The organism is Halosimplex rubrum, assembly GCF_013415885.1.
Lineage (GTDB): Archaea > Halobacteriota > Halobacteria > Halobacteriales > Haloarculaceae > Halosimplex > Halosimplex rubrum.
The window spans coordinates 2,425,330-2,451,366 of sequence record NZ_CP058910.1 but is presented as its reverse complement, the minus strand read 5'-3'; the positions used below and the strand labels follow the sequence as shown (position 1 = coordinate 2,451,366).

The window sequence follows — 26,037 nt, the reverse complement described above, 5'->3', positions numbered from 1 at the left end:
ACCTAAATAGCGGGCAGGCAGGTGCGTCCGTGAATTTGTTACACTAATGTGCTACTCCTCTACGTTGACCGACTGGGCGTGGTTTAAAGCACGTCGGAGATTATTAGCGAGTGGTCCATCCTGAATTTTGACAGTTATCACATCGTTATGCAACTTTGCAATCTTTCCGGTTTCAATTAACGAGGTAGCAACGGCCTCGAAACCAATTTCCAGAGGAACAATCATAGAAACTGGTTCTAAACCGACTTCAGGTTCTTCAACAGTTGAGAGCAATACGACGTAATCATCACCGAGTGCGCCAATCCTTGTTATTGCCTTATCTTCTTTTGACATGGCGCCAAGGAACTCGATTGTCGTTACTCGCTCCTCGTTAAGCTCATTGATTATCTGATTTGCGGTACCCTCTTCGATGGACATTCCAGTCCTGTAGATGTTTCTGCTCATTTTCACAGTTTCTATCGATTTTGTCGCCATCCAGCCTCTCAGCCTTGATCCGCTTCATCAAGGCGCCGACCAGTCAACTACGATATAATATTTAAAAGTCACTTGCATTAAACCCTCGGAATTTGCCAAGGTGAAAGTGAAATAATATCGGAGATGTAGCTAAAGTCAGAGTGAATGTTGGGAATCTCTAATACTTGTAGGCAGTTTCGGGAAATCGAAATTTTGCACTCTACTGTAGATCATGTTCTGAGCCCAAACGAAGAACACTCACATGTAGACTTGTGGCTCTGCTGAAACACAATAGAACGGGTACTTCCAAAGAAGATTGTCGGTAGCGGTCCTAAACCCCACTGGAACCCACTTACTACCCACTGAATTTACGCCCCATTTCAAGCGGGAGGAAGTGGGGGTAAGCCCTTTAGTATAACCTTTCTCACACTAATGTATGAGTGTGAATAAAAAGCGGAAGAAAGAATTCTTGCAAGCAGTTGTACAGAACGGAAACAAAGCAAACGTTACTCAAATCCGGTCTGAAACCGGTTTTTCAAGGAATCAGATAGACTACTGGTTTCCACGAGTTGTGGATGATGGACTAATCGAAAAAGAGTATGATGAGCGAGACCGCCGAGTAGCCACTCTTACTGACAAAGGAAGGACAGCAATTCAGAAAGGTGACTTCGGTAGAGAACTTCTGAGAGAAGAAGACACGGGGGGCGTCGATATCACCCTTTCCAGAGCAGAATTTGAAAACGTAGTTGAGAGGATCGAGAAACTGGAGAACAAGACTCAAGCTCAGAGAGAGCAGATTCGAGATTTTCAGCAGAACCAAAATTATCTTTTAATAACAGTTGGAGTCATCCAGCTTTGGATCCGGACATTCAAAACCATACTCGAAGGAAAATATAGTATATATTCTATGATAGAGCAAGTAGCAGACGAAGCACTACAAGGGGATGACCTACCACAAACACTGAAAAAATACAAGAAAGAACGGTACGAAGACTGAAGTTCAGTTATTCTTGTAGCCTTCTTCAGTTAAATTACAATCACACTGAGAAGGGTCATGATTGGAGTCAAGCTCACGGATGCTCAGTCCAGAAAATTCAGACGTAATCATTTCTCCCATCATGCAGCGATTTCCAATTTCGTCTCTATATTTCATCTCCTTGTACCCTGCTTTCAGAATGTCTCTCATTGGTCGTAAATCAGAGAATTCACGAAGGAGTTTAAAACCAGAACCAAAGAAGAATTCATCCGCATTCTTGAAGTCTGAAGCAGTAACGAACCCAATCACGATACCACGGTTCACATTCCCGTTTTCGTCTTCAAACAGCTGGACCTGTACGAAAATATCTGAGCCGAGGTATGGTTTCGATTCCTTGACTCTATGCAAAATATCAGGGTCTGACGGTGTTTTCAGCTCCCACATCTTTCTCGCTTTCACATCAATGAGGAAAGGTTCGTCAACTTCCTCAAGAAACACTCGAATATCTGATTCTGTGTCTTCTTTTTCATCAACTATCTCAATTCTACGAATCTTAGGGAATTCAGAGAGAAGTTTAAACACAAGTTCCTCACCAACATACCCAACAACAGTATCTTTTGTCTGTTCCTGTTCAGTTCTTCCAATGTCCTCCCCACCATATTCTCCGAGGTCTCGACCGGCTGCTCGTTCAACTGCTCTATTCCGGATCTCGTCTGTTAGTTGAATTTCGTACTTCATCAGCAACAGGAAGTTTTAGAAAGATCCTTTTAACTCTAATCGCATATTCTTATGATGATTAAAATTATAATAGAAATATTGAAAAACTACCAAGCAGACGCATCCACGTACGCATCACGTACAGCCGCACTATCTTAATTTAACTCTCTGTCTCTCTCGTCGTGTGTCTCAGACCACTCTTCCAGACTCACATTGTCTTCTGTAACGAGTACTCGTAGCTGGAACCCACATCGGATACACCGACTAACCTCCACTCGTTTTCCATACTCTTCTCAAATTTTTTCTCTTTCAATTTTCCGTAGCCTACCTTGATATCGGTTAATAGCGTTCTGGGATTGTGCTCGTTTTAGCAGCCATATGATTACACATTTGTAGCTAATGAAATATTATCGTTATCGATCCATATATAAATAACTCTGCAAAGAAAATAACCGAGCGTAAAAATCGTTGAGATTCTACGCCAATTTTACACTTTCTGAGGTTTCTGATAAATCTGGTTTCAGTTCGTCTATCTCGATAATATATAAGAATTGAATCTTGTTTTACGAATTTTACGCTTATATCTACCTCCTTCTGTGTTATAGAAGGGCTATTTATTCCAGAAGGAGAAGCATACAGGCCAGATTTTGCGTAAAATTCGCAAAACAGCCCTGGTGTTGCGATCTGTCTGTGGAAAAGTTGTATGTATGATGTAAATTCTTACGCCAGGTCAAAGTCCCTATGGTCGAACCCATCTATCTCCGCCTGTGCTTGCTCATAGTCCAGTACAATGCAGCGATTGATACGGCCGTCAGGGTAACTGTATTCCTTGATGTATGATTCATTACTTTCGGACATTTCCTTAATTCGCTTCTGATAGTCCTTCTCGGACGATAACACATCGTAGTCCAAGTCGTGGTCTCTGACGTACTTCCGTATCTTGTGATGGACTTCAGTTAATTTAATACGTAATTCATTCTTGTCATCTTGGAAGATGTAATCCTTCTCGTGGTCTAACATCCCCCGACGTGCCAGTGTGGATGCAATACTGAACCACTGGTCAACGTGACTGGTTCTTTCCTCATCACCCATTTTCCCAGCAATGTACTGAATTGCTTCTTCCTTCTCGCTCTGAGTAATTGATGGTTGGATCCCGAATTCATCACAGAGCATTTCGTAAAGACCGAGACCATACCAAGTAGCTTGGAGGGCAGTAAATTCAAGACCATCAATTTCTGCAGTATCCACTAGTTGGGCTATCCGGTTGTCGCATACACGCCAAGACTGTTCAATTTCATCTATCACGCCATCTCGTACTGCATAAGCGTATACCGCTCGTGCATGTTCCTCTAAATCGTACTGCTGAATTTTTGTGAAGCTCTCTTGAACCTCAGGGTCCTCCCTCACGTCTTTCTTAAACGTAGTTCTGATAGACCTTCGTCTCTCAGCATTTCCTTGGATTTCGCTCTCTCCGATAACGGTAACAGGCGAACTGTGTTGGTAAACATCGTCAGAGCCGCTTGCATTCCCACGAGCTTCGATTGCTCCACGAGTTACATTCCGCAAACGTCGATGGAACTGGCTCATATCTCCGTCGCTGTAATCAGATGGTTTGTATTCGTCAAACGGGATGGGGACGCAGTTAGTAGCACTCATTTCTCGCATCAGAACGTAATCTGTCGAATCGATTTTATGAACACTCCTTAGTCCGAAGCATTGTGAACAAGTCTCTGTACTTGTGGTCTTCCCAGAACCGGTTTCACCAGTAATGTTGAGTAGAGGGAATTCACCCTCTATATCTCTTATCTCGGCGGAGTGAACAGATGCGTAGTAGTATCCTATAACAGGTAACCATCGTTCCTTGTTTCTTATCTGTGGAAGTAATTTCAATATCTTCGCTACTTCGTCATTATCGAATTCTCCGATGCTCTCCACAGTCCAATCTTGTTCAACTGAATTCCCCACTCGTTCGTACTCGTGACTTGGCTCTTCGACTTCTCCACCTTCGTCGTAGACTCCACGAGGAGTAACTACTTCGGCATCATGGATCCCAATCGTAGTAACTCTCTCACGAGAGGGAGCGTCCTGCATCCCAGCGATAATCTTCAGGTCATTGAGTTCGTTCTGACCACCACTGAATATGGTAGTGCGGCCAGTGCAGACATTGTTACGGAACTTGCGAGTATCTGCAAAATCAGATGGCTGAGCTACTACCTCGTATGTTTCCTCAGGAGTAGCTGGAACTACGTCGATGACAATGCGGTCTTCATCTTCATGTTCATCTTCTAGATAAGATTTAACCTCGATTTGGAAATTAGTGATTTGTACGAATCGCTTCCCATCAGCAGTGTTTTCGATTGAGTAATATCCTCCCTTTCTTTCAATCAATTCTACTGATTCAGGTAGGTCTGATTCAGTCGGGGAATCTGATGCAGGGTCATATACTTCGTCACATCCGTCAATTGCTTTCAACAGTGTGATTTCTCCATACGTCTGGTCACCACGGTCTTCGTCCCACTTCTTTCGCATCAGACCCGACTTTCTGAATAAGGAATCCATCTGATTCTGGTCACATTGAGTCCAAAAAGCAAGGTGTGAGCATAGGGCTAGGTCTGCTTCTGACTGACTTTCGTACCCAACTGTGTGACCATCCCAGAGTGCAGCGAAGTCCTCTCCATTTTCAGCATTCTTCGCTTTATTGATGAGCTGTTCATTTGTGAGTGAAAGGTCTTTAGAACGTTCTGGAGTATTTGAATCGTCATTCTCATCTTCTTCGTTGTCTGCAATGTACTCCTCGTATACTTCTGAAACTGCTGAATTCGTACGGAAAACGTCTTCTCGGGAGTCCTCTAAATGGTTGAAGGACACGGTGAAAAACCGCTTCTCGTCATACATCTCGATATGACCTTCAGACTCTGGGATATCTGAACGGGTTTTGTCCCCTGGTTTGAAGCCCACACAGTAGGCGTGTAATCCTGTTCCTGAAGGGCTAACTTCCCAATACGTGTCTACGTCTTCAATGATTTTATCGGCCCATTCAGTAAGTTCTCCAGTTTCACGGTCTCGACAGTCATCTAGGTCAATTCCCACAATGATATCGTCTGTGTCGAAGACGAAACCAATCCCGTCGGTGTCATGTGATTCGTGGTATTCTACAGCTTCCTCGAAGCTGCTCCATGTTTCTGAATCTGTTGTAGAAGCGTATCCGGATTCAACAGGAGAGATCGGAGCTTTGGTTTCTTCTCCGTCTCGTTTTTCAACTCTCCAGCATATCCATGTCTCTCTGTCCTTCAGCTTGTCAAGATAGTTGTCTGTCTGTTCATCTCGTATTGTGCCACCATCTCCTAGGGTGGGGGAGTTGTTTGCCTGAGCCATGTTAGACTCTATACCATTATTTTAAATGGTGGTTTATATAATTACCGCCGTTCTGACTTGTCCGGTTTGAGGTAAAATATATAAAGCAGTATAAATAATACATAAACGGGGGAGTTGGTGACTGAGTTTTTCTGACACCACTTCTTATCACATCTCTTCAGCCACTTCTTCAAGCAATGAGTAAGAACAACGCTGGTCGTGACGATAGGCATCCATCTTGTTCTCTTCACTATTGTAGATCGACTCTCCGCAAACCGGGCATTCTATCCATTCTTCAGTGGTTTTCTCTCGCATACATGAATAATATATATTTCGGTCCAAAAGTGTTTCTAGAATGATACTAGGTTAATCAAGAATTCAGTCCGTATTTTTCAATGAATGTGTGATAAGTGTCGGAGTACGGCTACTGTTGCATCGTGCTATCACTGCCATACAACACTCTGTCTTTCTTGTAGAAATCAACGTCCAGAAAATGTCCAGAATTGGGTCAAGTGTCCTTCATGCGGCAGGTGGGACTTCCCGGGAGCGGGTCGAGCATGACTCAAACGCACATTTTTGAAGTGGATATTTTCACAGTGATTGTGAAAACAGAATCTGGGTATGTGACCGAGGTCGAATGCGACTGCGACTCCTCCGAGACAGAATTCATCGAAGATATCTACAGTAAAGGAATGGAACGAGACCAGTTCTGTCGTCACTCTGCTGAGGCGGTCGTAACTATCTACTCGGAATTTTCGGACCAAATTGAGAACGAGGTTAGGAGGATAAACTGATGCTGGGGGGGAATTCTAAACCAGATTCTGACGACTTTGAATTTTGGAATTCTCAGGTCTTCTATGATGACGTGAGAGGGTTTGCTGCTGACTCAATATTCTTTGTACAGGTCTATGTAGATACTCAGGAAGATGTGGTAGCAGACGTACGCTGCAACTGTGACACGTTTGAATATCCAAATCGGACTGTAATGGAAGAGCCTAGTTGTCGTTGCGAACATGCAGAGCATGCTGCTGAGATAGTCCAATACCAATTAAATCATAACCTGAGACAGAGTGATTCTCTTGAAACGTTGCCGATTCCGGAGTGTTTGCAAGAGGCCTTAGATTAGGGTACCATAGAACAGTTCGCAACGTGGGTTGATTTCAAGACTGCCGGTACTGGATCGCCTGCTCAGTGTATCTGCGTACTTATCGATGTGATTCGATTTCGATGATGGGGTCCCCGTTTTTGTCCGCTATGATAGTAACCGTCGTTGTATCTGCGTCGAACTGCAGAGTTGTGTCGAGATTGTGGTCTTGGAAGAGGCCATCGAGTGCGTCTGTGTTGATGTCGTCACTAATGCGCCACATCTGGTCGAGTACGTCCTCGTCGTGAGCCTTTGCAATCGCTGCTACAACTTCTGTACTCAATGGTTCATTCGCATCTGCTTTGTAGGAGAAATGCTGTGATTCTGCCATGCTCGTAACTTGTCTATGAACACTCAAAGAAATTATCTCCATTACAATTCTTATTGGTGCCTGTTAAATGCGTTCTTTCACTGAACCATTCACTATTGATTAACTGGAATACTGTGTGGATTAATCCCCTTCCATGTCCATGGTTGACACGGGAGGCGACGACAGTGTTCTGTTGTTTACCCCCACCACCCACCACTCCACACCCCACATCCATCGTCTCCCGATTCGTTCTTATTTCAATCACAAACGAGGCATAATTCGAATGTATCACCATAGATGTCCAAACGCCTCTCTCGACTGAGATACAATCATGCGCAAAAAAGAACACATCTACGTCCACGCTCTGCTCGCAGAAGTCAAACGACAGTTAATCGAGGACGAAGCTATGTCGGTCGAGAGGCTTTCTGAATACGACGCCCTTGGAACGGGTCCATCAAGCATTCATAAACCGAAACAGAACCACCACGAAGCGATTCTGGTCCTTTGTAGCGCCATCGAACCATGCCTCACCGAGACACGCACTGATAGCCATGAGCAATCGGTGAATCGATAACGGGAGTCACTCGTCGGTACCAACGACCCACCTTTGCTGTGGTACCTACTTCCCCTGTACTGAACAGTGGGTAGGCATAGCAACTGTTCTATGACACCCTGCCTGAACCAGGGGGTCATAGAAAAACTGGTAGACCCAATCTTCGAAATGTTCAGTACAGCGTCCCGACAAAGCCTCCGATTCAATCAAGTTTGAAATCAGTGCACGAGAAGACCGGGTATCGAATTTCCTTAGTAGCATTTGCGTATCACCCGCTGGACCGAGAATAGCGTCATAGAGGGTCACAATACGGTACTCTTACAGAGGATAGCTGCAACATTACAATTGGCTTGGTAACTAAACTCTGATAGAGGGGAGTGGGCTTGCGTGAGGACCACGCACGTTCTATTCTCCCTCGTCCGTACCTCCGGACCCCTTTCATCAGAAGTGCCGTGGCCCTAGCGTATCTCATCCAGTCTCTCTTGTGTTCTCAGAGAGGACACCTGACCAATACGCATACCCACTGAGCAGAGGATTCATCTTCCGTAGTTCTGAAATCAACCTCCTTGTGAACCGCTCTATGTCACCCTATACTGGATGCCAGAAGTAATCGAATATTCTCTCAGAGAACTCAGCTTTGGAGTCACTGGAGCGGGTATTGTATCAAGATGTGGCTCAGAGACTTCTGGCTTTTAGTATAGCAGGACAGCTCTCCATCAACAATGTGCCTCACAAGAGCGAACAGGTGCTAAGCGGTTCAGAGTAAGTCTGCGGTCTCTTCTTCGATGTGTTCTGTGTAGTTCTCTTTTTCGAACTTGAGAGTTCCTTTGGCAGCCTGCTGTTCTAAATCCAGATTTGTAGCTACTTCCACACTGATCTCCTCCGGGAAGACTTCATTAGATAACGTGTCTGATTCAATATTCTCCTGACGGAAGGGTGACTCTATCGAAATAAATTCCCCAAACTTACTTGGGTTAGCTAAGCTTCGTATCATGCTCGCAATCCTTTGCTCCGTCACACTCCCTTGCTTCCTAGCTTCACGACGGCGAATATGAGCCGTATTGACAGCATTCCGATCTCCTTCATTACTAGCTTCTATGAGTTCACGAGTTCGCTCAATACGATCGATAACATCATCTGGAATACCGGTAGAGAAGCAGGGCTGAACCCCAACACGAATATTTAGGTCAACATTGTTGACTTTGAAGTCTTTGTAAATATCTTGCAGTGTCTTCGGATCACGGATGGATGATTGTACCCAGTACTGATCTACACCACTCTTACTCATCGGGTCCTCAGGAACATTGAGATCAATTATCTCCTCAAACACAGCTTCATTCACGTTCTCATTATTCAACCGCAGCATGAAATTCTCACCTGCAGGAAGATTGGCTGGATCTAGAATCCAATAGTCCGAATTCTGATTCCATTTAGCACCAACTGGTGTGAAATCTCCAGATGAGAACATCTCACGAATTTCGTACCCTTCTTCTCGTGGGATTTTGATCTTACCGACTTTTCTCCCACGGTTATCAGGAACCGTGATTTTCATTGTCATCTCACTGGTTCCGCTCCGATAATCGTAGGTGACAGAACGTGTGTCTGGTTTATAACCGGTCAGGTAGCCTTTCAGACGGTCTATTGCCTCAATTACTCCAGAGACCCCTGCCGTGGCATTGGTAGTGGGTTCAGTCATATTTCTTCCTCCAGTTGGTCAAGGATTTCATCTGGATCTAACTCGTGGTTGTCCCACTCTGTTTCCACTTCTACTTCAAGTATTCCTCCATCAGGACGTTTATCATCAATCTTTATTGGCACTTCTATTGATTTATATTCATTCCCGATTTTATCTTTTAGATCGTAATTTAACACAAACTCTCGTACCCTACTTTCTATCTCTAAGTGTGCGTTTGGGTTCGCCATTCTGATGTTCTCTGCAGGGTGCCTGTCCACCGCATTTAGAATTGAGTTTAGAAGCATAACTTCAATATGGTCGTAGATTTCTGCTTCATGTTCTTCTCCTTCCTCTAACGCATCTACGATTCTTTCCAGCGTGGTCTCGTCAAATTCCTCCCTTAGTTTATCTTCACGGGCTAACTCTCGAACTTCATCGCCAATTTCCTTGATCTCCTCATCGGGGATCTCCACCCCATGTTCCTGTTTCCATTCCTCAGGAATTGGTCCCAACTCTTCACTTTCCTTAGTGGGAATACCAGACTCTGCCATAGCTCGAAGGATATCGTGGTGAATGCTCTCGCCCTTCGAAATCAAGTCTCCCTCCCCTTCCACATCCATCTCGACTTCTGCCATTCCAAACCCGATATACTGCATATGAACTGGAAGCGTAACCGACTCGTCACCCTCTGTTAGCTCGATCTCTTTTGGGCTATCTAGCAATTTCAACTGCGGGCGAATTGTGAATGTTTGAGAATTATATCGTCTCACCTCATCATTTTCTAACGAGAACTGTGCTTGTATTGGTTGCCCAGTCATAGCGTTCTCAAAAATCTCGGGTATCCTGAATTTCGCATTGAAATATCCCGGGACTAAGAGATCAGATTCAGAAATCCGCAGTAGACAATATCCCTCTTCATCGTCTGGCAACTCCTTAACAAAATCTGAAATATCGCCTTGAATATTGTACCCATCAACTAATTCTACTGGGTCAGCTATCCGTAACTCCAATCTATCAATATCACCATCCCAAAGCAAATGGAATGGGCGTTCTTCGTTTGCTAATCCCCAAGGGGCAACAAAGAATTCCTCAAGAGAAAATCTCCCTCCGTTATTCTCAGAGCCGTCACAGTCTGGTTTGGGAGAGGACCCTGGCATTGTCATATCTTCAAAGCCCGTCAGTAATACTGTTTCGCTGGCTCACCTCAGAATCTACTCCACCAGGGCGATCCAGAGGATGCTGCGTGAAAATTCAATGGGTGACCTGAATTGGTACGGTTGCTACACCCATCTTCTTAATCTTTCACAGCGCTCTTGATAGGCAATTAGTGATTCAACGTGATTCGCCAATACCAATCGAGTCATGAGAGCGAAGAACGGATATGTGAACCGTTGTAGAAAGCTTGGACGACTAAATTCCTTGCAAGTGGTCTCGCCTCTGTTCCATCTTTTCTTCCAGACTTCGCTTATCGTAGTGCTTGTCGAGAGTATCTTGCCCCACGTTCATGCGGTCACTCACCACTCCATCGGGAACATCCTCTAACAGGTGATACGTGATTGAGCCACGTCGCACCGAGTGTGGAGATACAGTTGCCGGACAGCTGCTCGCACCGGACCAACTATTATCATCACATTCGTCGGGATCTCGTCCGTGCGGGCAGTCGCCAATCATGCACGGGCGTGTTATTTGATAGACGTAGTTCCTGATGGTATTCTTGTGAGGTCGTCCTGAAGAACGAGTTAGCAAAGGTTTCCTTCCGAAGTCATCCTCTACATCGTGCCGGTTTTCATCGATATAGTCAGATAAAACCCTACATTGAGAGCTTGAGAGTGCGATAAGCCGACTTCCATCTTCTTTATTCTTCAGCGGAGTCTCGGTTTCAGGTCGATGTTCAATGTGGAGACTCATATTCGATTCGTCGTAGTCAGAAAGGTCTAGAGAATGGAGTCCACCCAACCTCATCCCGCACTTGAACATGAGCAAAAGGAGAGTGTGGCGAAAGCTGGCATACTCGTATTTCTCCAGATGCTCCAATATCTGGATTGCTCGCTCTCCCTCCAAGATCTCGTCTCGTACGTTCTCATCTTTATCGAGGTCTGGACTCTGGACAGCTTCACTCAAGTTCTCTTGGACCGCCTCGATTCTTTCACAGTAGCGAATAAACACTCGAAGGGTGTCCATCTGCGTCTTTTCCGTAACCTTCGAGATACCGCTTTCACGACGCCACAGCTTGTATTCATGCATGTCCCGCCCTGTTAGTTCGTTCAGGTTGTCTACTCCTTTCTGCTCACACCAATCCAGAAAGTGGCCGAGTCTACTCTGGTGTGAATAGTACGTCCACTCCGATACTTCGTTACTACGCTCCTGAAGGTACATTTCGACCGCTTTCTCTGGCTGTAGTGATTCCATGGTTAGCCTGCCTGGAATCAGGAGATGGTATAACAGCTAGTGTCATGGTCGAACAGGTAGCCCTATCTGGCTGAATTCTGGCCGTATCGGGGCTGTAGGTGGGAAAATCCTGCAGCGCCCATCCTTCTTCGGGTTGATTCAGAATCACAGTACTGCGTAGGGCCATTTATAAATAGTATCAGTAAACCGAGAGTGGATTTCAACCCGTAACGGGTTACCCCCACCTCATTCCTGCGATTAATGACGTTCGACCCGATTAGGTTGCCCCCTCGTACTGTCCCGATGGAGACGACAACACTAATCCTGAAGAGCAATCAGTCAGAAATCGAAACAGATGGCTGCCGACATCGCGATCCACGATGCCTTCGTTCTCACAGTCGACGACAGGAATCGGCTCTACGAGAGGGGCACGGTGCTCGTCGAGGATGGCCGCATCACGGAGGTACGGTCGTCGCAGGACGCCGATGCGGACATCGCGGCTGACCGCGTCATCGACGGCGAAGGAAAACTCGTGATGCCGGGGCTGGTCAACGCGCACACTCACCTCGAACTGACGCCGTTGCTCGGCGCGTTCAGCGACGTCGACCTGCTTGAGATGATGGGGAGTATGACCGCTATCTACGGGCAGATTGCGGACGGCGAGTTCGACTACCTAACCGAGGCGGGGTACGAACTCGCTGCACTCAATTTCCTTGCGGGCGGCGTCACCACCGTCAACTCGCAAGACGTCCGTCCGAGCGCCGGTGCCAAGACCTTCGGCGAGGCAGGCCTCCGTGGGTTCTTCGGCCCGGCACTCTCCGACCTCTTCTGGGATGTCTCCGTCGACGAGCAGTTCACCCGCGCCCACGAGTTCATCGACGAGTACCACGATGCCTACGACGGTCGCATCCGCGCGACGATCAACCCCCACGACGACTGGTCGTGTACGCGCGAACTCTGGGAGCGCACCGCTGACCTCGCCGCGGATCACCCCGACTTGCTCGTTCATACGCATCTGCTCGAACTCGAAGAGAGCAACACGATGGCGCGCTCGAACGGTGCGAAAGACTCACTCGACCTGCTCGACGACGTCGGCCTCCTCGATGATCGGCTAGTAGCCGCGCACTTCCGCCTAGCGGACGACGAAGACATTCGGCGCACGGCTGATGCGGACGCGTCCGTCGCGCATTGCCCGTCGATCTTCTCGTACTGGAACACGGGCAGCGACGTACAGTGGACGCCGGTACCGGAACTCCGTGCAGCCGGTGTTGACGTCGGTCTCGGTATCGACGACCACTACTGGCACGACTCCTACAACATGTTCGGCGAGGCCCGACAGGCGCGGCTCGCGGCCAACCTCAAGCGGTCGGCCGGGCAGTACCACTCGATGGAACTCGTGCGGATGCTCACTATCGAGGGGGCGAAGGCACTCGGCGTCGGCGACGAGATCGGCAGTCTCGAATCCGGCAAGCGCGCCGACATTATCCTGCTCAACGTGGACAAGCCGAAGTTCACGCCCCTGACCAACATTCCGGCACAAATCGCCAACAACGCGACGTCCGCTGATGTGGAGACGGTCATCGTCGACGGCGACGTGCTGATGGCGGACGGTGACGTGAAGACGATGAACACCGACGCGATTCAGGAACGCGTCGAGTCCGCTGTCGAGCACTTCGAGACCGAGACGGAGTGGGAACTCGGCATCGGGGGGAGTGAGCCACCGAGCTCAATAGATATCGCGCGCGACCTGCCCAAGCGAGGGCCTGCTCAGTTGCTCGGCCGGCTCGCGTTCCAGTCAGCCAGAGACCGGTTCTCCTTCTAGAGGAGACGAATTAGAAACTATCTAGGAGAGGGGCTTGTTTAGACGCGAAAATTCACGGTCGTGAGTGGCTGACGCTGAGTCCGATGTTTCTGACGGCGCATTTCAGAACGAGTTCGCGGAACTGACCAAGCCAGGTTCGCGCACGAACAATCTCGCCGTATTTGCGTCGGAGCGCGAAAAATGTGGATTCGGCGTTCGAGCGTTGATGATAGATCGTATCATCTTGAAATACATTGTTGGCGATGCCGTGCCAGCCAAATTCGCGGTACTTGATCACTTGTTTAACGCCTTCTGTACGCAGTCTTTGGCGAAGTAACCACCAGTCGTATCCTTTGTCAGCAGTAAGAATGTTCAGTTTGTCGAGATTGCGTTTGACCATCTGCCAGCCGATCTTGGAATCGTGCGGTTGTTTCATCGAGCAATGTATGTCGAGGATCGCACCAGTCTTGCAATCACTGAGAAGCGTCGTTTTCACCGCTTCGAACGTGTAGTTCGTCCGTTTTGCGTAGTGTTGGCTGGCAGCTATCCGATCCATGCCGGTTGCGTCGATCGTCTGAACATCGCCGAAATCGTGCAACTCCGACGACAGTCGCAGCAGGACGCGCCAGATTCGCATTTCGAGATCCTGCTTGCGCGTACACACGGTCGTAAAATCGGGCAAATCAGCCACTGTTAGGTCGAGTTCCGCGACAATCCCGTGCATCTCGTGAAGAACGTCCAGCAGCCGCCGATACGTGTGATCTAAGTACTCGCGGAGACCGTGGATCGCCACGATCACTCAGTCTGCGTAGCCATCTTCTTCTTGGAACGCTGGATCTGGCTCGCCGACGACGGCTTTTTGAGCAAGCGAGACAACCCGATCAGTGAAGCGGGCGAGTTTGGTGGACACAAACCCGTCTTGCCGCTTCACTTCCTAGTAAGTTAGACATTTATCCGCTCTTACTAGCGTCTAAACACGCCCTAGTTCACCCTATTCCGCTATCTCGAACTCGAACCGTGCTCCACCATCTGTTCCCTCGGCCACGGACAGTTCCCAGCCGTGAGCTTCCACAATTCGTTTTACGATGGTCAATCCGAAACCAGTGCCACCACTAGCCGACGAATGGCCCGGTTCGAGAACTTCTTGCCGCTTGTCTGCTGGAATTCCTGGCCCATCATCTTCGACGTAGATCCCCTGTTCGCCGTAACATCCGACACGAACGGTCACCTCAGACCCACCGTGTTCGACAGCGTTCCGGAACAGGTTCTCGAACACGTGCTGTAACCGGTCGGGGTCGCCTTGGAAAGTCATCTCGTCAACGATTTCGATGTTCGCGTTTTCCGTGTCTACTGTCGCCCAGCACTTCCCGACGAGATCAGTCAACTCAATTGACTCCGTCTCGTCAATCGCCTCGCCTTGGCGAGCGAGCGTCAACGTGTCCTCAACGATTGCTTCCATCCGATCGAGCGATCGCAAGATTGGGTCGATATGTTCACTTTCTGCTTGCTCGGCAAGGAGCGCCGCACGACCCTGTGCGACGTTGAGCGGGTTACGTAGGTCGTGCGAAATAACACTTGCAAACTCGTCGAGCCGCTCGTTCTTCTGACGTAACTGTCGCTCCCGTTCGACACGATCGGTCACATTCCGAGTGACCCCGATGAGGCGGGTTATCTCATTATCGGTGACGACCGGCGCAAGCTTAGTCTGCCAGAAAACCGCCTCCTCGTTGACCCGTAGCTTCTCTTCGTACGAAATTGGCTCACCAGCGTTGACACAGCGGTGGTAGTTTGCTTCGAGGTCGGCCCCCGATTCGTCTCCGAATACGTCTCGTGGCGTCCGGCCCTGCACTTCTTCGGTCGTGAGACTGGTTTGTCGCTCGTAGGACGGGCTGAGCCGTTCGAATTCGAATCTCACATCATCACCGGTCTCTATGACATCGACGAGAAAGATCGCGTCCTCCACGTTGTTCAAAAGGGCTTCGTACTCTTCGGCGAGTTCCCGAACTTCGATCTCGTACTCTTTTCGCTGAGTGATGTCTCGACTGCTAAGGAGAATCCCATTGATGAGGCCGTCGTCAAGTCGATTCCGCAGCGTGGCTTCGATCCAGCGCCACGATCCGTCAGCATGCTGGAACCGGACTTCGACAGTCTGAGGTTCAGACGGGTTCGATAGAACGGTCTCGACCGCCGCGGCGTTTCGCTCTTGGTCGTCGGGATGGACGAATTCGTATCCCTCGTGGCCAATCAACTCGTCAGGTTCGTAGCCAAGAATACGTGTGACGGCTGGACTGACGTAGGTTATCGTCCCGTCGGTATCGACGACTGTTGCAAGATCGTTCACTTCTTCAACGAGCGTTCGATACCAGTCAGCCCCGTGTGTATCATCCTCTCCGGGGGTCGTACCGTCTTCCATTGATCCTAATATGACCAGTACATACAAAAAGAGTCCCAAAATACCAATAGGGGTCATCAAATCGATTCACGCGAGGCCAGGACAAGTACCACACTGGGCGGCCGAAATTTGCTTGCTGTATACCGAATGAATTGGGGCTCTTGGCAGTGCTGGGTTCAATTTGTGGTAGAATTTCGACACCAGTACCTCGTCGAGCCGTCTTTCGATGGATCACCCAGCGACCGCATACAGACTGGCCAGTGTATAACTCGGCACCCTGTACGGCAGTGTTCAGATAAGCCGATTCCATGCGAACGCGAAAGAGCTAAGCCAGTCATCGGCGGTTGCTGGATCGACATGACTGAAACAGTTTGAGAACGAATTAGTTCGGCGTTTTACCTCGCGAAAGACACGTTCGACGCTGTTGCGATTTCCATGGCGTTCGTATCTGAAATCGAGGCCGTGTCGGTCGCAGGCTTCTTTCAGCGGAGTGGCGCCGTCGACGAGAAACACGGCATCGTCGACATCGTGTTTCTCGCGGAGTTCACCGAAGAACATCTCGGCGAGAGCGTTCGTTCTCGTCGGTTCAAGCTTCGTGTGGAGTAATTCGTTCGAATCGGGATCGACGGCGGCGTACAGCCAGTACTGCTCGCCGTCGATCCGGATCACGGTTTCGTCAACCGCAACGTGATCCGGTGACCGACCAGCCTCCGGCTGTAGATCGGCCTTGTGAACCCAGTTGTGAACGGTCGAACGAGCACGATTGACACCGAATACCTCTAGAAACGAAACAGTATTCGAAAGCGAAAGTCCAGCAAGATGCAGCTGAATACTGAGCTTCATCAGCAGCTTCGGTGTCGCCTCGCGTTCAACAAACGCTAAGTCAATCTCGTCCAAACATCCACCGAGGCGGTCGTTTTCGGGCATAGATCACTTTGAAAACGTACCGCCTCACTCTTCATCCTTATCTGAACACCGCCCCCCGAATCCCCCGTACGTTTAAATTACCGTGTCACCAAAGGGTCGTATGGCCGCATACGGCCGGCCGACCCTTCGCGACCTGTTCGACGAGGCACCGACGCCGCACATCGCCCACCCGCCTCGTACGCACCACCGGGACTTCTACCTCGCCACCGACGGCTCCTACCGGGAGCACGGCGGCACCGCGCCCGGCGGGGACGCCCGCGAGTTCACCGGCGGACTGGGCGTCGTCATCGAGACCCGCGACGGCGAGCGCGTCGCGCGGCTGTCCGTCCCCAACCGCGCCCCCGACAACAACGTCGCCGAGTACCGGGCGCTGCACCTCGGCCTCGACGTGCTCGCCGCCCGCTCGCCCGCGGACGCGAGCGTCGGCGTCCTCATCGACCACGACGTCCTCGCCGAGAACGTCAACGCCGCGGTGCTGACCGACCGCGACCCCGAACTGGAGCCGACACACTCGGTGACCCACCCGCCCGCCATCGGCCTCCACTGGCGGGGCATCAGCTCCCGTCTGCGCGACTTCGCGGAGATCCGCGCCGCCCGCATCGACAGCGGGTACAACCCGGCCCATCCGCTCGCCAACGCCCCCGACGAGTACGCCCACGTCAACGGCGAACCCGACCGCTGTCTGCTGCCCGACGAACCCGCGACCGCCGGCGACGACCGCTACCCGCCGCCCTCTCGGGCCGACCGCGGCAGCGCGAGCGACTGATCACCGCTCGCGGCCCGTGTCCTCACCGTCGGTTCCCTCACCCTCGGGCAGCTCGTCGATCGCTTTCTCCCAGCTGTACCGAGCGAGCCCGCCGGCTTCGGCGAACCGTCCGAGGTACTGCTCGCGGGGGATCGGGCCCCACCAGTCGCCGTCCGCCCGCTCGAAGAGCCGGACACATTCGACCGTCAGGACGGCCCAGAACACGGCGAACGCCGCTGGCCAGACCGGTCCGTCGCGGTACGGGATCGCCACGTCGAGCGCGGTGAGGCCGCTCGAGAGGAAAAACGACAGGACGAACAGCGTCCCGAACGCGTAGCACCCGGTCAGCGCGTACCGGAGCGCGCGCATCGGCCAGCCCGAAACGTCGACGGTCTTCTCCATCTCCTGTCCGAACAGACGCGGACGCGCAGTAAATGTCTTGTGACGTGAACGAATCGCGGCCCGGCTCTCCGCTCGCCGGACGCTACGCTACTCCTCGTCTTCCTGCTGTTGGGCGTCGACGACGGCAGCGGCGCCCAGATTCACGATGTCTTTGACCTCGTCGCCGCGCTGGAGGACGTGGACGGGTTTGTCCATGCCGACCAGCATCGGGCCGATGGCGTCGGCGCCGCCCAGACGCTGGAGCAGCTTGTAGCCGATGTTGCCGGCTTCGAGGTTCGGGAACACGAGGACGTTCGCCGGGTCCTCCAGGTCGGCGAAGTCGTAGGTGCCGTTGAGGATGTCCTCGACGACGGCGGTGTCGGCCTGCATCTCGCCGTCGACCGGGAAGTCGACCTCGGGGTCGTCGTGGAGGTCGCTCACGGCGCCGCGGAGCTTCGCGGTGCCCTCGTTCTCGACGCTGCCGAAGTTCGAATAGGACAGCAGGGCGGCGCGGGGCTCGATGTTGAAGTCCCGGGCGAGGCTCGCGGTGTGTTTCGTGACCTCCGAGAGCACGTCGGAGTCGGGGTCCAGATTGACCGTCGTGTCCGCGCAGAAGACGACCTGATTCTTGAACGTCAGCATGTAGACGCCGGCCGCGTAGTCGGCGTCCGGTGCGGTGCCGATGACCTCCAGGGGCGGGCGCAGCGCCGAGGGGTAGTGGTGGGTCAGGCCTGTCAGCATCGCGTCGGCGTCGTCCTGTTCGACCATCACGCTGGCGAGGTAGTTGGTGTCGTTCTCGACGAGTTCGGAGGCCTCGCTGCGGGTGATCCCCTTGCGCTGGCGGAGCTCGTGGAGCCGTTCGGCGTACTCCTCGTAGTCGCCGTTCTCGGGGTCGACGACCTCCGGTTCGAACTCCAGGCCGAGGTCGTCACGGGTGGCCTCGATCTCGTCGCGCTCGCCGATGAGGACGGGCTCGGCGATGCCCTGTTCCTGCAGCTGGAACGCGGCGCGGATCATCTTCTCGTTGGCGCCCTCGGCCAGCGCGAGCCGCTTGGGGTCGCTCTGGGCCTTGTTGAGGACGACCCGCATCATCTCGCGGGACTTGCCCAGCCGCGCTTCGAGCCGTTCGACGTACTCGTCGGTGTCGAGCTCGGTCCGGGCGGCGCCGCTCTCCATCGCGGCCTCGGCGACGGCGGGCGCGACCTCGAACAGCACCCGCGGGTCGACGGGCTTGGGGATGATGTACTCCGGGCCGAACTGCAGCGGCTGGTCGCCGTAGGCCTTGACGACCTCGTCGGGCACGTCCTTGCGAGCGAGTTCCGCCAGCGCCTCGGCGGCGGCCCGCTTCATGTCCTCGTTGATGTCCGTCGCGCGCACGTCGAGCGCGCCGCGGAAGATGAAGGGGAACCCGAGCACGTTGTTGACCTGGTTGGGGTAATCGGAGCGGCCGGTGCCCATGATGACGGTGTCGTCGCGGGCGTCCTTGGCGTCCTCGTAGGTGATCTCGGGGTCGGGGTTGGCCATCGCGAAGATGACCGGGTTCTCGTTCATCGACCGGACCATCTCCTGGGAGACGATGCCGCCGATCGACAGGCCGACGAACACGTCGGCGTCGTCCATCGCGTCGGCCAGGTCGCCCTCGGGCACGTCGCGGGCGAACTGCCGTTTGTACTCGTTGAGGTCGCCGGCCTCGGCGCGCTCCTCGGTGATGATGCCCGAGGAGTCACACATCAGGATGTTCTCCTTCTTCGCGCCCAGCGAGACGTAGAAGCGGGCGGTCGCGATGGCGCTGGCGCCGGCGCCCGAGAAGACGATCCGCATGTCTTCGAGGCTCTTGCCCGATATCTCGGCGGCGTTGATCAGCGCGGCGCCGGAAATGATGGCAGTGCCGTGCTGGTCGTCGTGGAAGACGGGGATGTCCATCCGCTCGCGGAGCTGCTCCTCCATGACGAAACACTCCGGGGCGCTGATGTCCTCTAAGTTGATCCCGCCGAAGGTCGGCTCCATCGCCGCGACGGCGTCGATGAACGCCTGCGTGTCGTGTTCGTCCATCTCCACGTCGAACACGTCGATGTCGGCGAACCGTTTGAACAGCACGCCCTTGCCCTCCATGACGGGCTTGGATGCCTGTGCGCCGATGTCGCCCAGTCCCAGGACGGCCGTCCCGTTGGAGACGACCCCGACCATGTTGCCCTTCGCCGTGTACTCGTAGGCGTCGGCCGAGTTCTCGTCGATCGCCAGACACGGCGCGGCGACACCCGGCGAGTACGCCAGCTGCAGGTCCCGCTGGGTGTTCGTCGGCTTGGTCGTCGCGATCTCCAGTTTCCCGGGCGGCTCTGTGCGATGATACTCCAGTGCGTCCTCGTCGAGTCCCATATCCGATCCGCGGACGGGACCGGCAAAAACTTTCGCGTTGGGCCAAATGACGACCGGAAGAACGTCGTTCGTCGAAGTCGTGAGACGGTGATCGCTACCGTCGAGCGACCGTGAAAGCGGCCTGTCCGCTCGGGAACGCGTTCCGCGGCCGGGAACGGTGTCGGGACGGCGTTCATCGGTGCGGATCGGTCGCACGCTTCCGGCTCTCGGTGGACGGCGTCCGCTCGCCGGACGAGCGGCGACGAAATGAGGGGAGTAAAGTCCGTGGGCGTCCAACCGCCGCACATGACCCGCCGCTTCCGGACTCTCGCGGGCGTCACGACGGCGCTCACCTTCGTCCTCATCCTGCTGGGGCTGCACACCGGATCGACCGGTGGCGGACTCTCCTGCGGGACGCGGTGGCCGCTGTGCAACGGCTGGATGGGGCTGTTCCCGGCCAACTGGGCGAGCTTCTTCGAGTGGTTCCACCGCTTCGTCGCGATGGTCGTCGGCTTCCTGCTGCTGGGGTGGCTCTACGGCGTCTGGCGCTGGCAGGACGACCGCCGGATCCGCTACGCCGTCACCGCCGCCATCGCGATCCTCCCCGTCCAGATCGTCCTCGGCGGAATCACGACGACCGCCGGCGGCATGTTCCCTCGCGGGTTCAATCCCGCCATCATGATCGCCCACTTCACGACCGCGACGCTGATCTTCGCGCTGCTCGTCTACGCGACCGTCCGGATGTTCGATACCCCGGGAACCCACGTCGTTCGGACCGTCGTCGGCCTCGGCGGCGGCCTCGTCGCGCTAGTCGCCGTCTTCGAGTTCCTCGCCGTCTTCGACCACCCGCCGACCAACCAGGTCGTCTACTACGCCGTCTCGTTCACCCTCCTGGCCGCGTTCGTCGCGCTGCTCGTCTGGAGTGAGGACGCCGTCGAACCCGCGAACCTGCTGCGTTTCCGCGCGGTCACCGCCGTCGCAGCGGCGCTGTTGTACGTCGCCATGGTGTTGAGCCGTCAGAAGTGGGGCCTCCCCGACCTCTACGGCGACGCCACGACGGTACTGCTCGCTGCCGCCGTCGCCGGGCTCGCGGTCCTCACCAACCGCGTGATCGTCGACACCGGCGGCTTCGGCGCCCAACGCGCCGACTGACGCGCCGCCGACCCCGTTCGGTCATCCCACAGACACTTACCGACTGCCGCGCAACGCCCCCACATGGTCCCCGACATCGTCGACTACGGGCTGGTCGCCGCGTATCTCCTCCTGCTCGGCCTGATCGCGGTCCGGTACCGGCGCGGCGAGCTATCCGGCCGGAAACTGCGGATCTACGTCGGTGCGTGTCTCACCTGGCTCGCCTACGGACTCCTGCAGGTCACGCAGGACGGACCGCTCCCGACCGGCACGGCGCTGAACTACGGCCTCGACGCGCTCTCGCTTCTCTCGCTCGTCGTCGGGCTCTACTTCATGTACCGCGGCTGGCGGTACGAGCCCGGGAGCGCGGACCGCGCTGCGCCGGGCGAACCCTGACGGTTCACTGGTTCGACCCCGCCGGTGACCGACCGACGGACCACACGCCGACGTTACGAACGGAAAACATTATTAGCGGATACGACACAGGTACGCGGAATGACGGCTGACGGATTCGGTCGACGGCGATTCGTGGGGACGGGGATCGTAGGTTTCGCGACGGGACTGGGCGGATGTGCCGACCTGTTCGGAGGGCCCGAGACGGCTCGTTCGGCCAGGTTCGAGTTCGAGTACGACTCCGCGAACGGGTCTCTCACCGCGACGCACGCCGGCGGAGACGGGATCCCCGCGAGCGATCTGGTGATCGAGACGGTCGACGGGACGCGCGCCACGTGGAGCGAACTGGGTTCCACGAGCGAAACGGCCGACCAGTCGGTCGAGGAGGGGAGCGCCGCCGAGGTTGGGCCGGCGACCGTCAACTGGGAGCGGTCGGTCGGACCGGCGGTGACGATCCGCGTGCTGTACGTCCCAAGCGAGGAGTCGGTGACGACGCTGGAGACGTTCGTGCCGCCGACATCGACGCCGACCGCGACCTCGACACCGTCCACGACCGGGACGCCCACGCCGACACCGGCACCGGCACCGTCCGAACCCGCGACTGCCACGGCGTCGGCCCCGCTCTGGGAGAGCGACTTCGAGGACGGGACGCTCGACGACTTCTCGGTGACACAGTTTCCCAGCGGGGACGACGACACGGAGTCGTACCACGTCGTCTCGGACCCGAGCCGCGGCGAGTACGCCGTCAAACACCGGACGGAATCGCGGTATCTCGAGCCCGTCCAGGCGGTCTCGCTCGAACCGCCGCTGACGCTCACGGTCGACCTGTACGTCTCCGGGATGTCCGGGCTCGACGTCTTCCTCCAGTACGACCCGGAGACCGACCGCGGGTACGAGATCAAGGCCAGGAGCAACTTCAAGGGCGAGTTCGTCGAAGTCAGCCGACATCACGACAAGTTCTCGTCCGCCGACTCGAGCAAGCCTGTCGTCCAGCGCAACAGCGACGGTGCCTTCGAGCGGGGGTCGTGGCAGCCCCTGCGCGTGACCTGGGACGCCGACGGGCGGATCACCGCGACCGTCGACTCCACCGGGGAACAGGCGATTATCACCGATACCGAGCTGTCGGGCTTCACCTTCCGGCTGGTCGGCTACCACTACTCCGGGTGGGCGGCCTTCGACAACCTGCTTATCACGCCCGGGGTCCTCGACGGACCACGCCAGTGACCCTGCGTCGGCAGTTCGACGGGTCCGCCCAGGGTGACGCCTACATGAAATCTGAGAGCCCCGACTGAGAGTCGTCCTCGTCGGCCGGCTCGTCGGGCTCGTCGCCGACCTCCTCCGCTGCCGTCTCGCTCGCACTCCCCGACCCGTCGAGCGACGCCTGGGGGGGCTGGCCCTCGGCGTCCCCCTCGTCGGCCGCTTCGGCGTCGCTGCCATCGCCCTCGTCGGTCTCGCCCGATCGGGCGTTCTCGAAGGCGCCGCCGGCGTTCTCGACGGCTCGCTCCTCGCGCAGGCGCTCGGCGTCCTCGACGATCGACTGGACCTTGTTAGTGTCCTCGCCGCTGCCGGTGATAAAGGAGACGTGCTTGGCTTCCAGTTCGTACTTCGCCGCCATCGCGACGGTCAGCTCGCGGTTCTTGCAGTGGTGGGTCATCACCGACAGATGGGGCAGGATCTCCCGACGAGCCGTCGACATGCTGACGCCGCCGGCCTCGGCGATCCGCCGTGCGACGTAGTCCCGTTTGTTCCGGGTCCCCCGCGAGCGGCCGAGCTTCGACCAGTAACTGGGGGGGCCGTAGCGGGTCCACCCGCCCTTGGGTTCGCGGCGCGCGGCGGCCACGCCGGCGGTCATGTTGTCGCCGGCGTAGCGCCAGAACGTGTAGTTCTGCGTCGCGCGCACGCGACCGAGCCAGCGGTCCGCGTTCGAGAGGAAGTCGTAGGCGACCGCCAGCTCCTCGCCCTCGTAGTCCTTGGGCATGTTGTCCTCGATCCAGTTGATCAGGTCGTCGGGCGTCTCGTCCACGTCGTAGGAGGCCTTCAGCGCCTCCTCCGCGCCGGCCTCCTTGATCACCGTGTCGAGGTAGTCGAACACCCCCTGTGTCTTGTCGCGCTCGCCCGTCACCACGTCGTCGGCGCCGATGCGGTCGCGACCCTCGGCCATCGCTTGGAGGTCCTTGATCGCACCCCGCAGGTCGCCGCTGTTCATCTCGGCGATCTGGTCGAGCGCGGCGTCGTCGTACTCGACGCCCTCCTTCCGGCAGAGGTCCCGGAGGACGGGCACGATCGACCGCTTGGACACGTCGCGGAACTCGATCTCCCGGCAGGCGTTGCGGAGGCCCGAAGACATCTCGTAGAAGTCGTTGGCGATGAGGATCATCGGCTGGCTGGCCTCCTTGACCAGCGAGGTGATCGCCGCCGACCCGCCGCGGTCGACGTTGCCGTGGAGGTTGTCGGCCTCGTCGAGGATGACGACGCGGCGGCCGGCCTCGCCGGCGGTGAGCGTCCCCGATTTGGCGGCCTCGCCGGCGACCCGCTCGATCACGTCCTTCGTCCGCGAGTCCGAGGCGTTGAGTTCGATGGTCGCCCACCCCTCGTCGCCGGCCAGCGCGTGCGCCGCGGAGGTCTTGCCGATCCCCGGCGAGCCGTGGAGCACGACCGCTTCCCGGTGGTCGTCCCAGGTGTCCGCCCACTCCTGGAGGGCGTCGCGGGCCTTGTCGTTCCCGCGGATCTCGTCGAGCGACGACGGCCGGTATTTCTCCGTCCAGTCCATTGGCGGGAGAGAAGCGTGTGAGGGGGTTAGTGGTTTCGGAGCTACCGCCACTGGTCCAGCCAGACGAGCCCGCCGTGCAGTTCCTCGGGCGGATAGTGAGCGAAGACGCGTTCGAGCGTTCGAACGGCGTCCTCCGGATCATCTCGGAGATAGTTCGCGTCGGTGTACACCACGAGTCCCGCGTGGACGACCTCGTGGCCGTTCGACCGGAGCGTCGTGATAAACACACTCGGGACGTGTTCGTCCGTCAGGACGGCCATCGTCACTTCGCGGGTTCCGGTGGGGAAAGCGAGTCCTCGCGGAACTCGACGCGTACCTCCGTGGACTGGACGAACAGCTCACCGCCCGCTACGAAGCCGCGAGGGCCGACCCCGACCGCGAGGGGCGGCCGAAACCGGCCGGCGACGTCGACCTCGTTGAGTACGCGGCGGGCGACGGTGACGAGCGCCGGTGGACGGTCGAGCTGAGCTGGAGCGCGCCGAGCGGCACCGGGGCCGGCGACGACCGGCCCGGCGGTCGCCCGGACGGGGCCGACGACTGAGCCGCGGTCGCCGTCGAGCCGGCGCTGCGGTGTCGCGGTGGTGCGGTGGTGCGGTGGTGCGGTGGTGCGGTGTCGTCCCGGCGCTCACCGTTCGTCGTCGACGGCTATCCGCCCGCGGAGTTCGTGTTCCGACGCGGGGCTGACGGTGATGCCGGCCTCGTCGAACCGTCGTCTGACTCCCTGGGCGAACGCGGACCTGGCTTCGAACACCGCCGGCTGGCGGGCGTCTTCGAGCCAGAAGTGGGTTCGGAGGCGGACCACCCCGTCGCCGAGTTCGTCGACGAACGCCACCGGTTCCGGCCGGTCGGCGGCGCCGTCGAGCCCGCGAGCGACGGATTCGAGGATCTCGGTCGCGCGGTCGGGGTCGTCGGCGTAGTCGATGTCGACCCGCTCGACGACGCGGCAGCGGCCGCGGCCGAACGGGCGGGTGATCGCCTGGCTCGTCAGGACGGTGTTAGGGACGGTCACCAGCGCGCCGTCGGGGCTCTCGACGCGGGTGACCCGGAGGGTGATCGCCTCGACGGTGCCCTCGCCGTCGTCCCACTCGATGTAGTCGCCGACGCTGAACTCCGGGTCGAACACGAGGACGAGCCCGCCGACGAGCGAGCCGACGACGGTTTGCGCGGCGACGCCGACCGCGAGCGTCGCCGCGGCGACGACCAGCGCCGAACTCGTGAGGACGTTCGCGAGACCGGCCACGCCCGCGCCGACGACGGCCGCGACGGCGAAGACGAGCAGGCGGACGTAGCGGGTGATGGCGTCCTGTATCGTGGGGTTGCCGCGGTTCCGTCTCCGGACCACGCGGGCGATCAGCGGCTCGACGACGAACAGGCCGACGACGAGGACGACGGTCGCCGTCAGGAGGAACCACGCGCCGCGGACGACCACCGGTGCGAACTCGACCAGTTCCGCCGGGCCGACGCCGGGCGTGGCTGTCCCGTTCCCCGGCGTCCCCGTCTCGGTCTGGAGCGGAACGGGCGCGGCGGGCGCGACCATGGCGGCGACCCGGGCGCCACGCCCAAAGGTAGCCA

The 26,037-nt window shown here is 55.9% G+C and carries 24 protein-coding genes and 1 pseudogene; 9 read left to right on the top strand and 16 right to left on the bottom strand.

Annotated elements, in window-relative coordinates; translation table 11 throughout:
- Window positions 1-51: 51 nt before the first annotated feature.
- Window positions 52-474: a hypothetical protein gene (locus HZS55_RS12145; RefSeq protein WP_179907926.1), complete on the bottom strand. Its 423-nt coding sequence runs from the start codon at window positions 472-474 to the stop codon at window positions 52-54.
- A gap of 415 nt (window positions 475-889) precedes the next feature.
- Between HZS55_RS12145 and HZS55_RS12140 the strand changes: the two genes are divergently transcribed.
- Entirely contained in the window at window positions 890-1,450 is a 561-nt protein-coding gene (locus HZS55_RS12140; protein WP_179907925.1) for a hypothetical protein, read from the top strand.
- Window positions 1,451-1,453: 3 nt separating this feature from the next.
- Here the strand turns inward: HZS55_RS12140 and HZS55_RS12135 are convergent, their stop codons facing one another.
- The 3 genes from HZS55_RS12135 to HZS55_RS12125 form a co-directional block, all read right to left on the bottom strand.
- Window positions 1,454-2,167: a hypothetical protein gene (locus HZS55_RS12135; protein ID WP_179907924.1), complete on the bottom strand. Its 714-nt coding sequence runs from the start codon at window positions 2,165-2,167 to the stop codon at window positions 1,454-1,456.
- Between the two features lie 699 nt (window positions 2,168-2,866).
- Complete coding sequence (locus HZS55_RS12130) at window positions 2,867-5,521, bottom strand: phage NrS-1 polymerase family protein (protein ID WP_179907923.1); 2,655 nt, start codon at window positions 5,519-5,521, stop codon at window positions 2,867-2,869.
- Between the two features lie 147 nt (window positions 5,522-5,668).
- On the bottom strand, window positions 5,669-5,815 hold the full coding sequence (locus HZS55_RS12125) for a hypothetical protein (protein WP_179907922.1): 147 nt from the start codon (window positions 5,813-5,815) through the stop codon (window positions 5,669-5,671).
- Window positions 5,816-6,102: 287 nt separating this feature from the next.
- Between HZS55_RS12125 and HZS55_RS12120 the strand changes: the two genes are divergently transcribed.
- Both HZS55_RS12120 and HZS55_RS22415 read left to right on the top strand, forming a co-directional pair.
- Entirely contained in the window at window positions 6,103-6,294 is a 192-nt protein-coding gene (locus HZS55_RS12120; RefSeq protein WP_179907921.1) for a hypothetical protein, read from the top strand.
- A complete protein-coding gene (locus tag HZS55_RS22415; RefSeq protein ID WP_218927217.1) occupies window positions 6,294-6,626 on the top strand; it encodes a hypothetical protein in 333 nt (110 codons plus the stop codon). The genes HZS55_RS12120 and HZS55_RS22415 overlap by 1 nt, the downstream gene beginning before the upstream one ends.
- Window positions 6,627-6,705: 79 nt before the next feature.
- Here the strand turns inward: HZS55_RS22415 and HZS55_RS12115 are convergent, their stop codons facing one another.
- A complete protein-coding gene (locus HZS55_RS12115; protein ID WP_179907920.1) occupies window positions 6,706-6,975 on the bottom strand; it encodes a HalOD1 output domain-containing protein in 270 nt (89 codons plus the stop codon).
- A gap of 310 nt (window positions 6,976-7,285) precedes the next feature.
- Here HZS55_RS12115 and HZS55_RS12110 point away from each other — a divergent pair, with 310 nt between their 5' ends.
- On the top strand, window positions 7,286-7,528 hold the full coding sequence (locus HZS55_RS12110) for a UPF0058 family protein (protein WP_179907919.1): 243 nt from the start codon (window positions 7,286-7,288) through the stop codon (window positions 7,526-7,528).
- 736 nt (window positions 7,529-8,264) lie between these two features.
- On the opposite strand, the gene HZS55_RS12105 is transcribed toward HZS55_RS12110, so the two are convergent.
- The 3 genes from HZS55_RS12105 to HZS55_RS12095 form a co-directional block, all read right to left on the bottom strand.
- Window positions 8,265-9,203: a hypothetical protein gene (locus tag HZS55_RS12105; protein ID WP_179907918.1), complete on the bottom strand. Its 939-nt coding sequence runs from the start codon at window positions 9,201-9,203 to the stop codon at window positions 8,265-8,267.
- The gene (locus HZS55_RS12100; protein ID WP_179907917.1) at window positions 9,200-10,339 is read right to left on the bottom strand and encodes a hypothetical protein; all 1,140 of its coding nucleotides are present in this window, start codon (window positions 10,337-10,339) and stop codon (window positions 9,200-9,202) included. The genes HZS55_RS12105 and HZS55_RS12100 overlap by 4 nt, the downstream gene beginning before the upstream one ends.
- A 253-nt stretch (window positions 10,340-10,592) precedes the next feature.
- A complete protein-coding gene (locus tag HZS55_RS12095; protein ID WP_179907916.1) occupies window positions 10,593-11,591 on the bottom strand; it encodes a tyrosine-type recombinase/integrase in 999 nt (332 codons plus the stop codon).
- 334 nt (window positions 11,592-11,925) lie between these two features.
- On the opposite strand from HZS55_RS12095, the gene HZS55_RS12090 reads away from it, so the two are divergent.
- On the top strand, window positions 11,926-13,392 hold the full coding sequence (locus tag HZS55_RS12090) for an amidohydrolase family protein (protein ID WP_179907915.1): 1,467 nt from the start codon (window positions 11,926-11,928) through the stop codon (window positions 13,390-13,392).
- Window positions 13,393-13,444: 52 nt separating this feature from the next.
- Here HZS55_RS12090 and HZS55_RS12085 read toward each other — a convergent pair.
- The 3 genes and pseudogenes from HZS55_RS12085 to HZS55_RS12075 all read right to left on the bottom strand — a co-directional run bounded on the left by HZS55_RS12085 (window position 13,445) and on the right by HZS55_RS12075 (window position 16,690).
- Window positions 13,445-14,302, bottom strand: a pseudogene (locus tag HZS55_RS12085) (IS5 family transposase).
- 60 nt (window positions 14,303-14,362) lie between these two features.
- Complete coding sequence (locus HZS55_RS12080) at window positions 14,363-15,784, bottom strand: PAS domain S-box protein (RefSeq protein ID WP_179907914.1); 1,422 nt, start codon at window positions 15,782-15,784, stop codon at window positions 14,363-14,365.
- Window positions 15,785-16,054: 270 nt separating this feature from the next.
- A complete protein-coding gene (locus tag HZS55_RS12075) occupies window positions 16,055-16,690 on the bottom strand; it encodes an IS6 family transposase (protein WP_179907913.1) in 636 nt (211 codons plus the stop codon).
- Window positions 16,691-16,790: 100 nt separating this feature from the next.
- Here HZS55_RS12075 and HZS55_RS12070 point away from each other — a divergent pair, with 100 nt between their 5' ends.
- Window positions 16,791-17,456 carry a ribonuclease H family protein gene (locus HZS55_RS12070; protein ID WP_179907912.1) on the top strand — a complete coding sequence of 222 codons (666 nt, stop codon included), beginning with the start codon at window positions 16,791-16,793 and terminating at the stop codon, window positions 17,454-17,456.
- Here the strand turns inward: HZS55_RS12070 and HZS55_RS12065 are convergent, their stop codons facing one another.
- Together HZS55_RS12065 and HZS55_RS12060 are read right to left on the bottom strand one after the other, a co-directional pair.
- Complete coding sequence (locus tag HZS55_RS12065) at window positions 17,457-17,837, bottom strand: hypothetical protein (RefSeq protein WP_179907911.1); 381 nt, start codon at window positions 17,835-17,837, stop codon at window positions 17,457-17,459.
- An 87-nt stretch (window positions 17,838-17,924) separates the two neighbouring features.
- Window positions 17,925-20,192, bottom strand: a complete 2,268-nt coding sequence (locus tag HZS55_RS12060) for an NADP-dependent malic enzyme (RefSeq protein WP_179907910.1) — start codon at window positions 20,190-20,192, stop codon at window positions 17,925-17,927.
- 285 nt (window positions 20,193-20,477) lie between these two features.
- Between HZS55_RS12060 and HZS55_RS22640 the strand changes: the two genes are divergently transcribed.
- The 3 genes from HZS55_RS22640 (at window position 20,478) to HZS55_RS12045 (ending at window position 22,919) form a co-directional block, all read left to right on the top strand.
- A complete protein-coding gene (locus tag HZS55_RS22640; RefSeq protein WP_179907909.1) occupies window positions 20,478-21,323 on the top strand; it encodes a COX15/CtaA family protein in 846 nt (281 codons plus the stop codon).
- 63 nt (window positions 21,324-21,386) lie between these two features.
- A complete protein-coding gene (locus HZS55_RS12050) occupies window positions 21,387-21,698 on the top strand; it encodes a hypothetical protein (RefSeq protein WP_179907908.1) in 312 nt (103 codons plus the stop codon).
- Window positions 21,699-21,797: 99 nt separating this feature from the next.
- Window positions 21,798-22,919 carry a type IV pilin N-terminal domain-containing protein gene (locus HZS55_RS12045; RefSeq protein WP_179907907.1) on the top strand — a complete coding sequence of 374 codons (1,122 nt, stop codon included), beginning with the start codon at window positions 21,798-21,800 and terminating at the stop codon, window positions 22,917-22,919.
- A gap of 40 nt (window positions 22,920-22,959) precedes the next feature.
- Here HZS55_RS12045 and HZS55_RS12040 read toward each other — a convergent pair whose 3' ends face one another.
- The 3 genes from HZS55_RS12040 to HZS55_RS12030 all read right to left on the bottom strand — a co-directional run bounded on the left by HZS55_RS12040 (window position 22,960) and on the right by HZS55_RS12030 (window position 26,002).
- Window positions 22,960-24,465, bottom strand: a complete 1,506-nt coding sequence (locus tag HZS55_RS12040; protein WP_179907906.1) for a replication factor C large subunit — start codon at window positions 24,463-24,465, stop codon at window positions 22,960-22,962.
- A 41-nt stretch (window positions 24,466-24,506) separates the two neighbouring features.
- Window positions 24,507-24,725, bottom strand: a complete 219-nt coding sequence (locus tag HZS55_RS12035; protein ID WP_179907905.1) for a hypothetical protein — start codon at window positions 24,723-24,725, stop codon at window positions 24,507-24,509.
- Window positions 24,726-25,090: 365 nt separating this feature from the next.
- Entirely contained in the window at window positions 25,091-26,002 is a 912-nt protein-coding gene (locus HZS55_RS12030) for a mechanosensitive ion channel family protein (protein WP_179907904.1), read from the bottom strand.
- Window positions 26,003-26,037 lie beyond the last annotated feature (35 nt).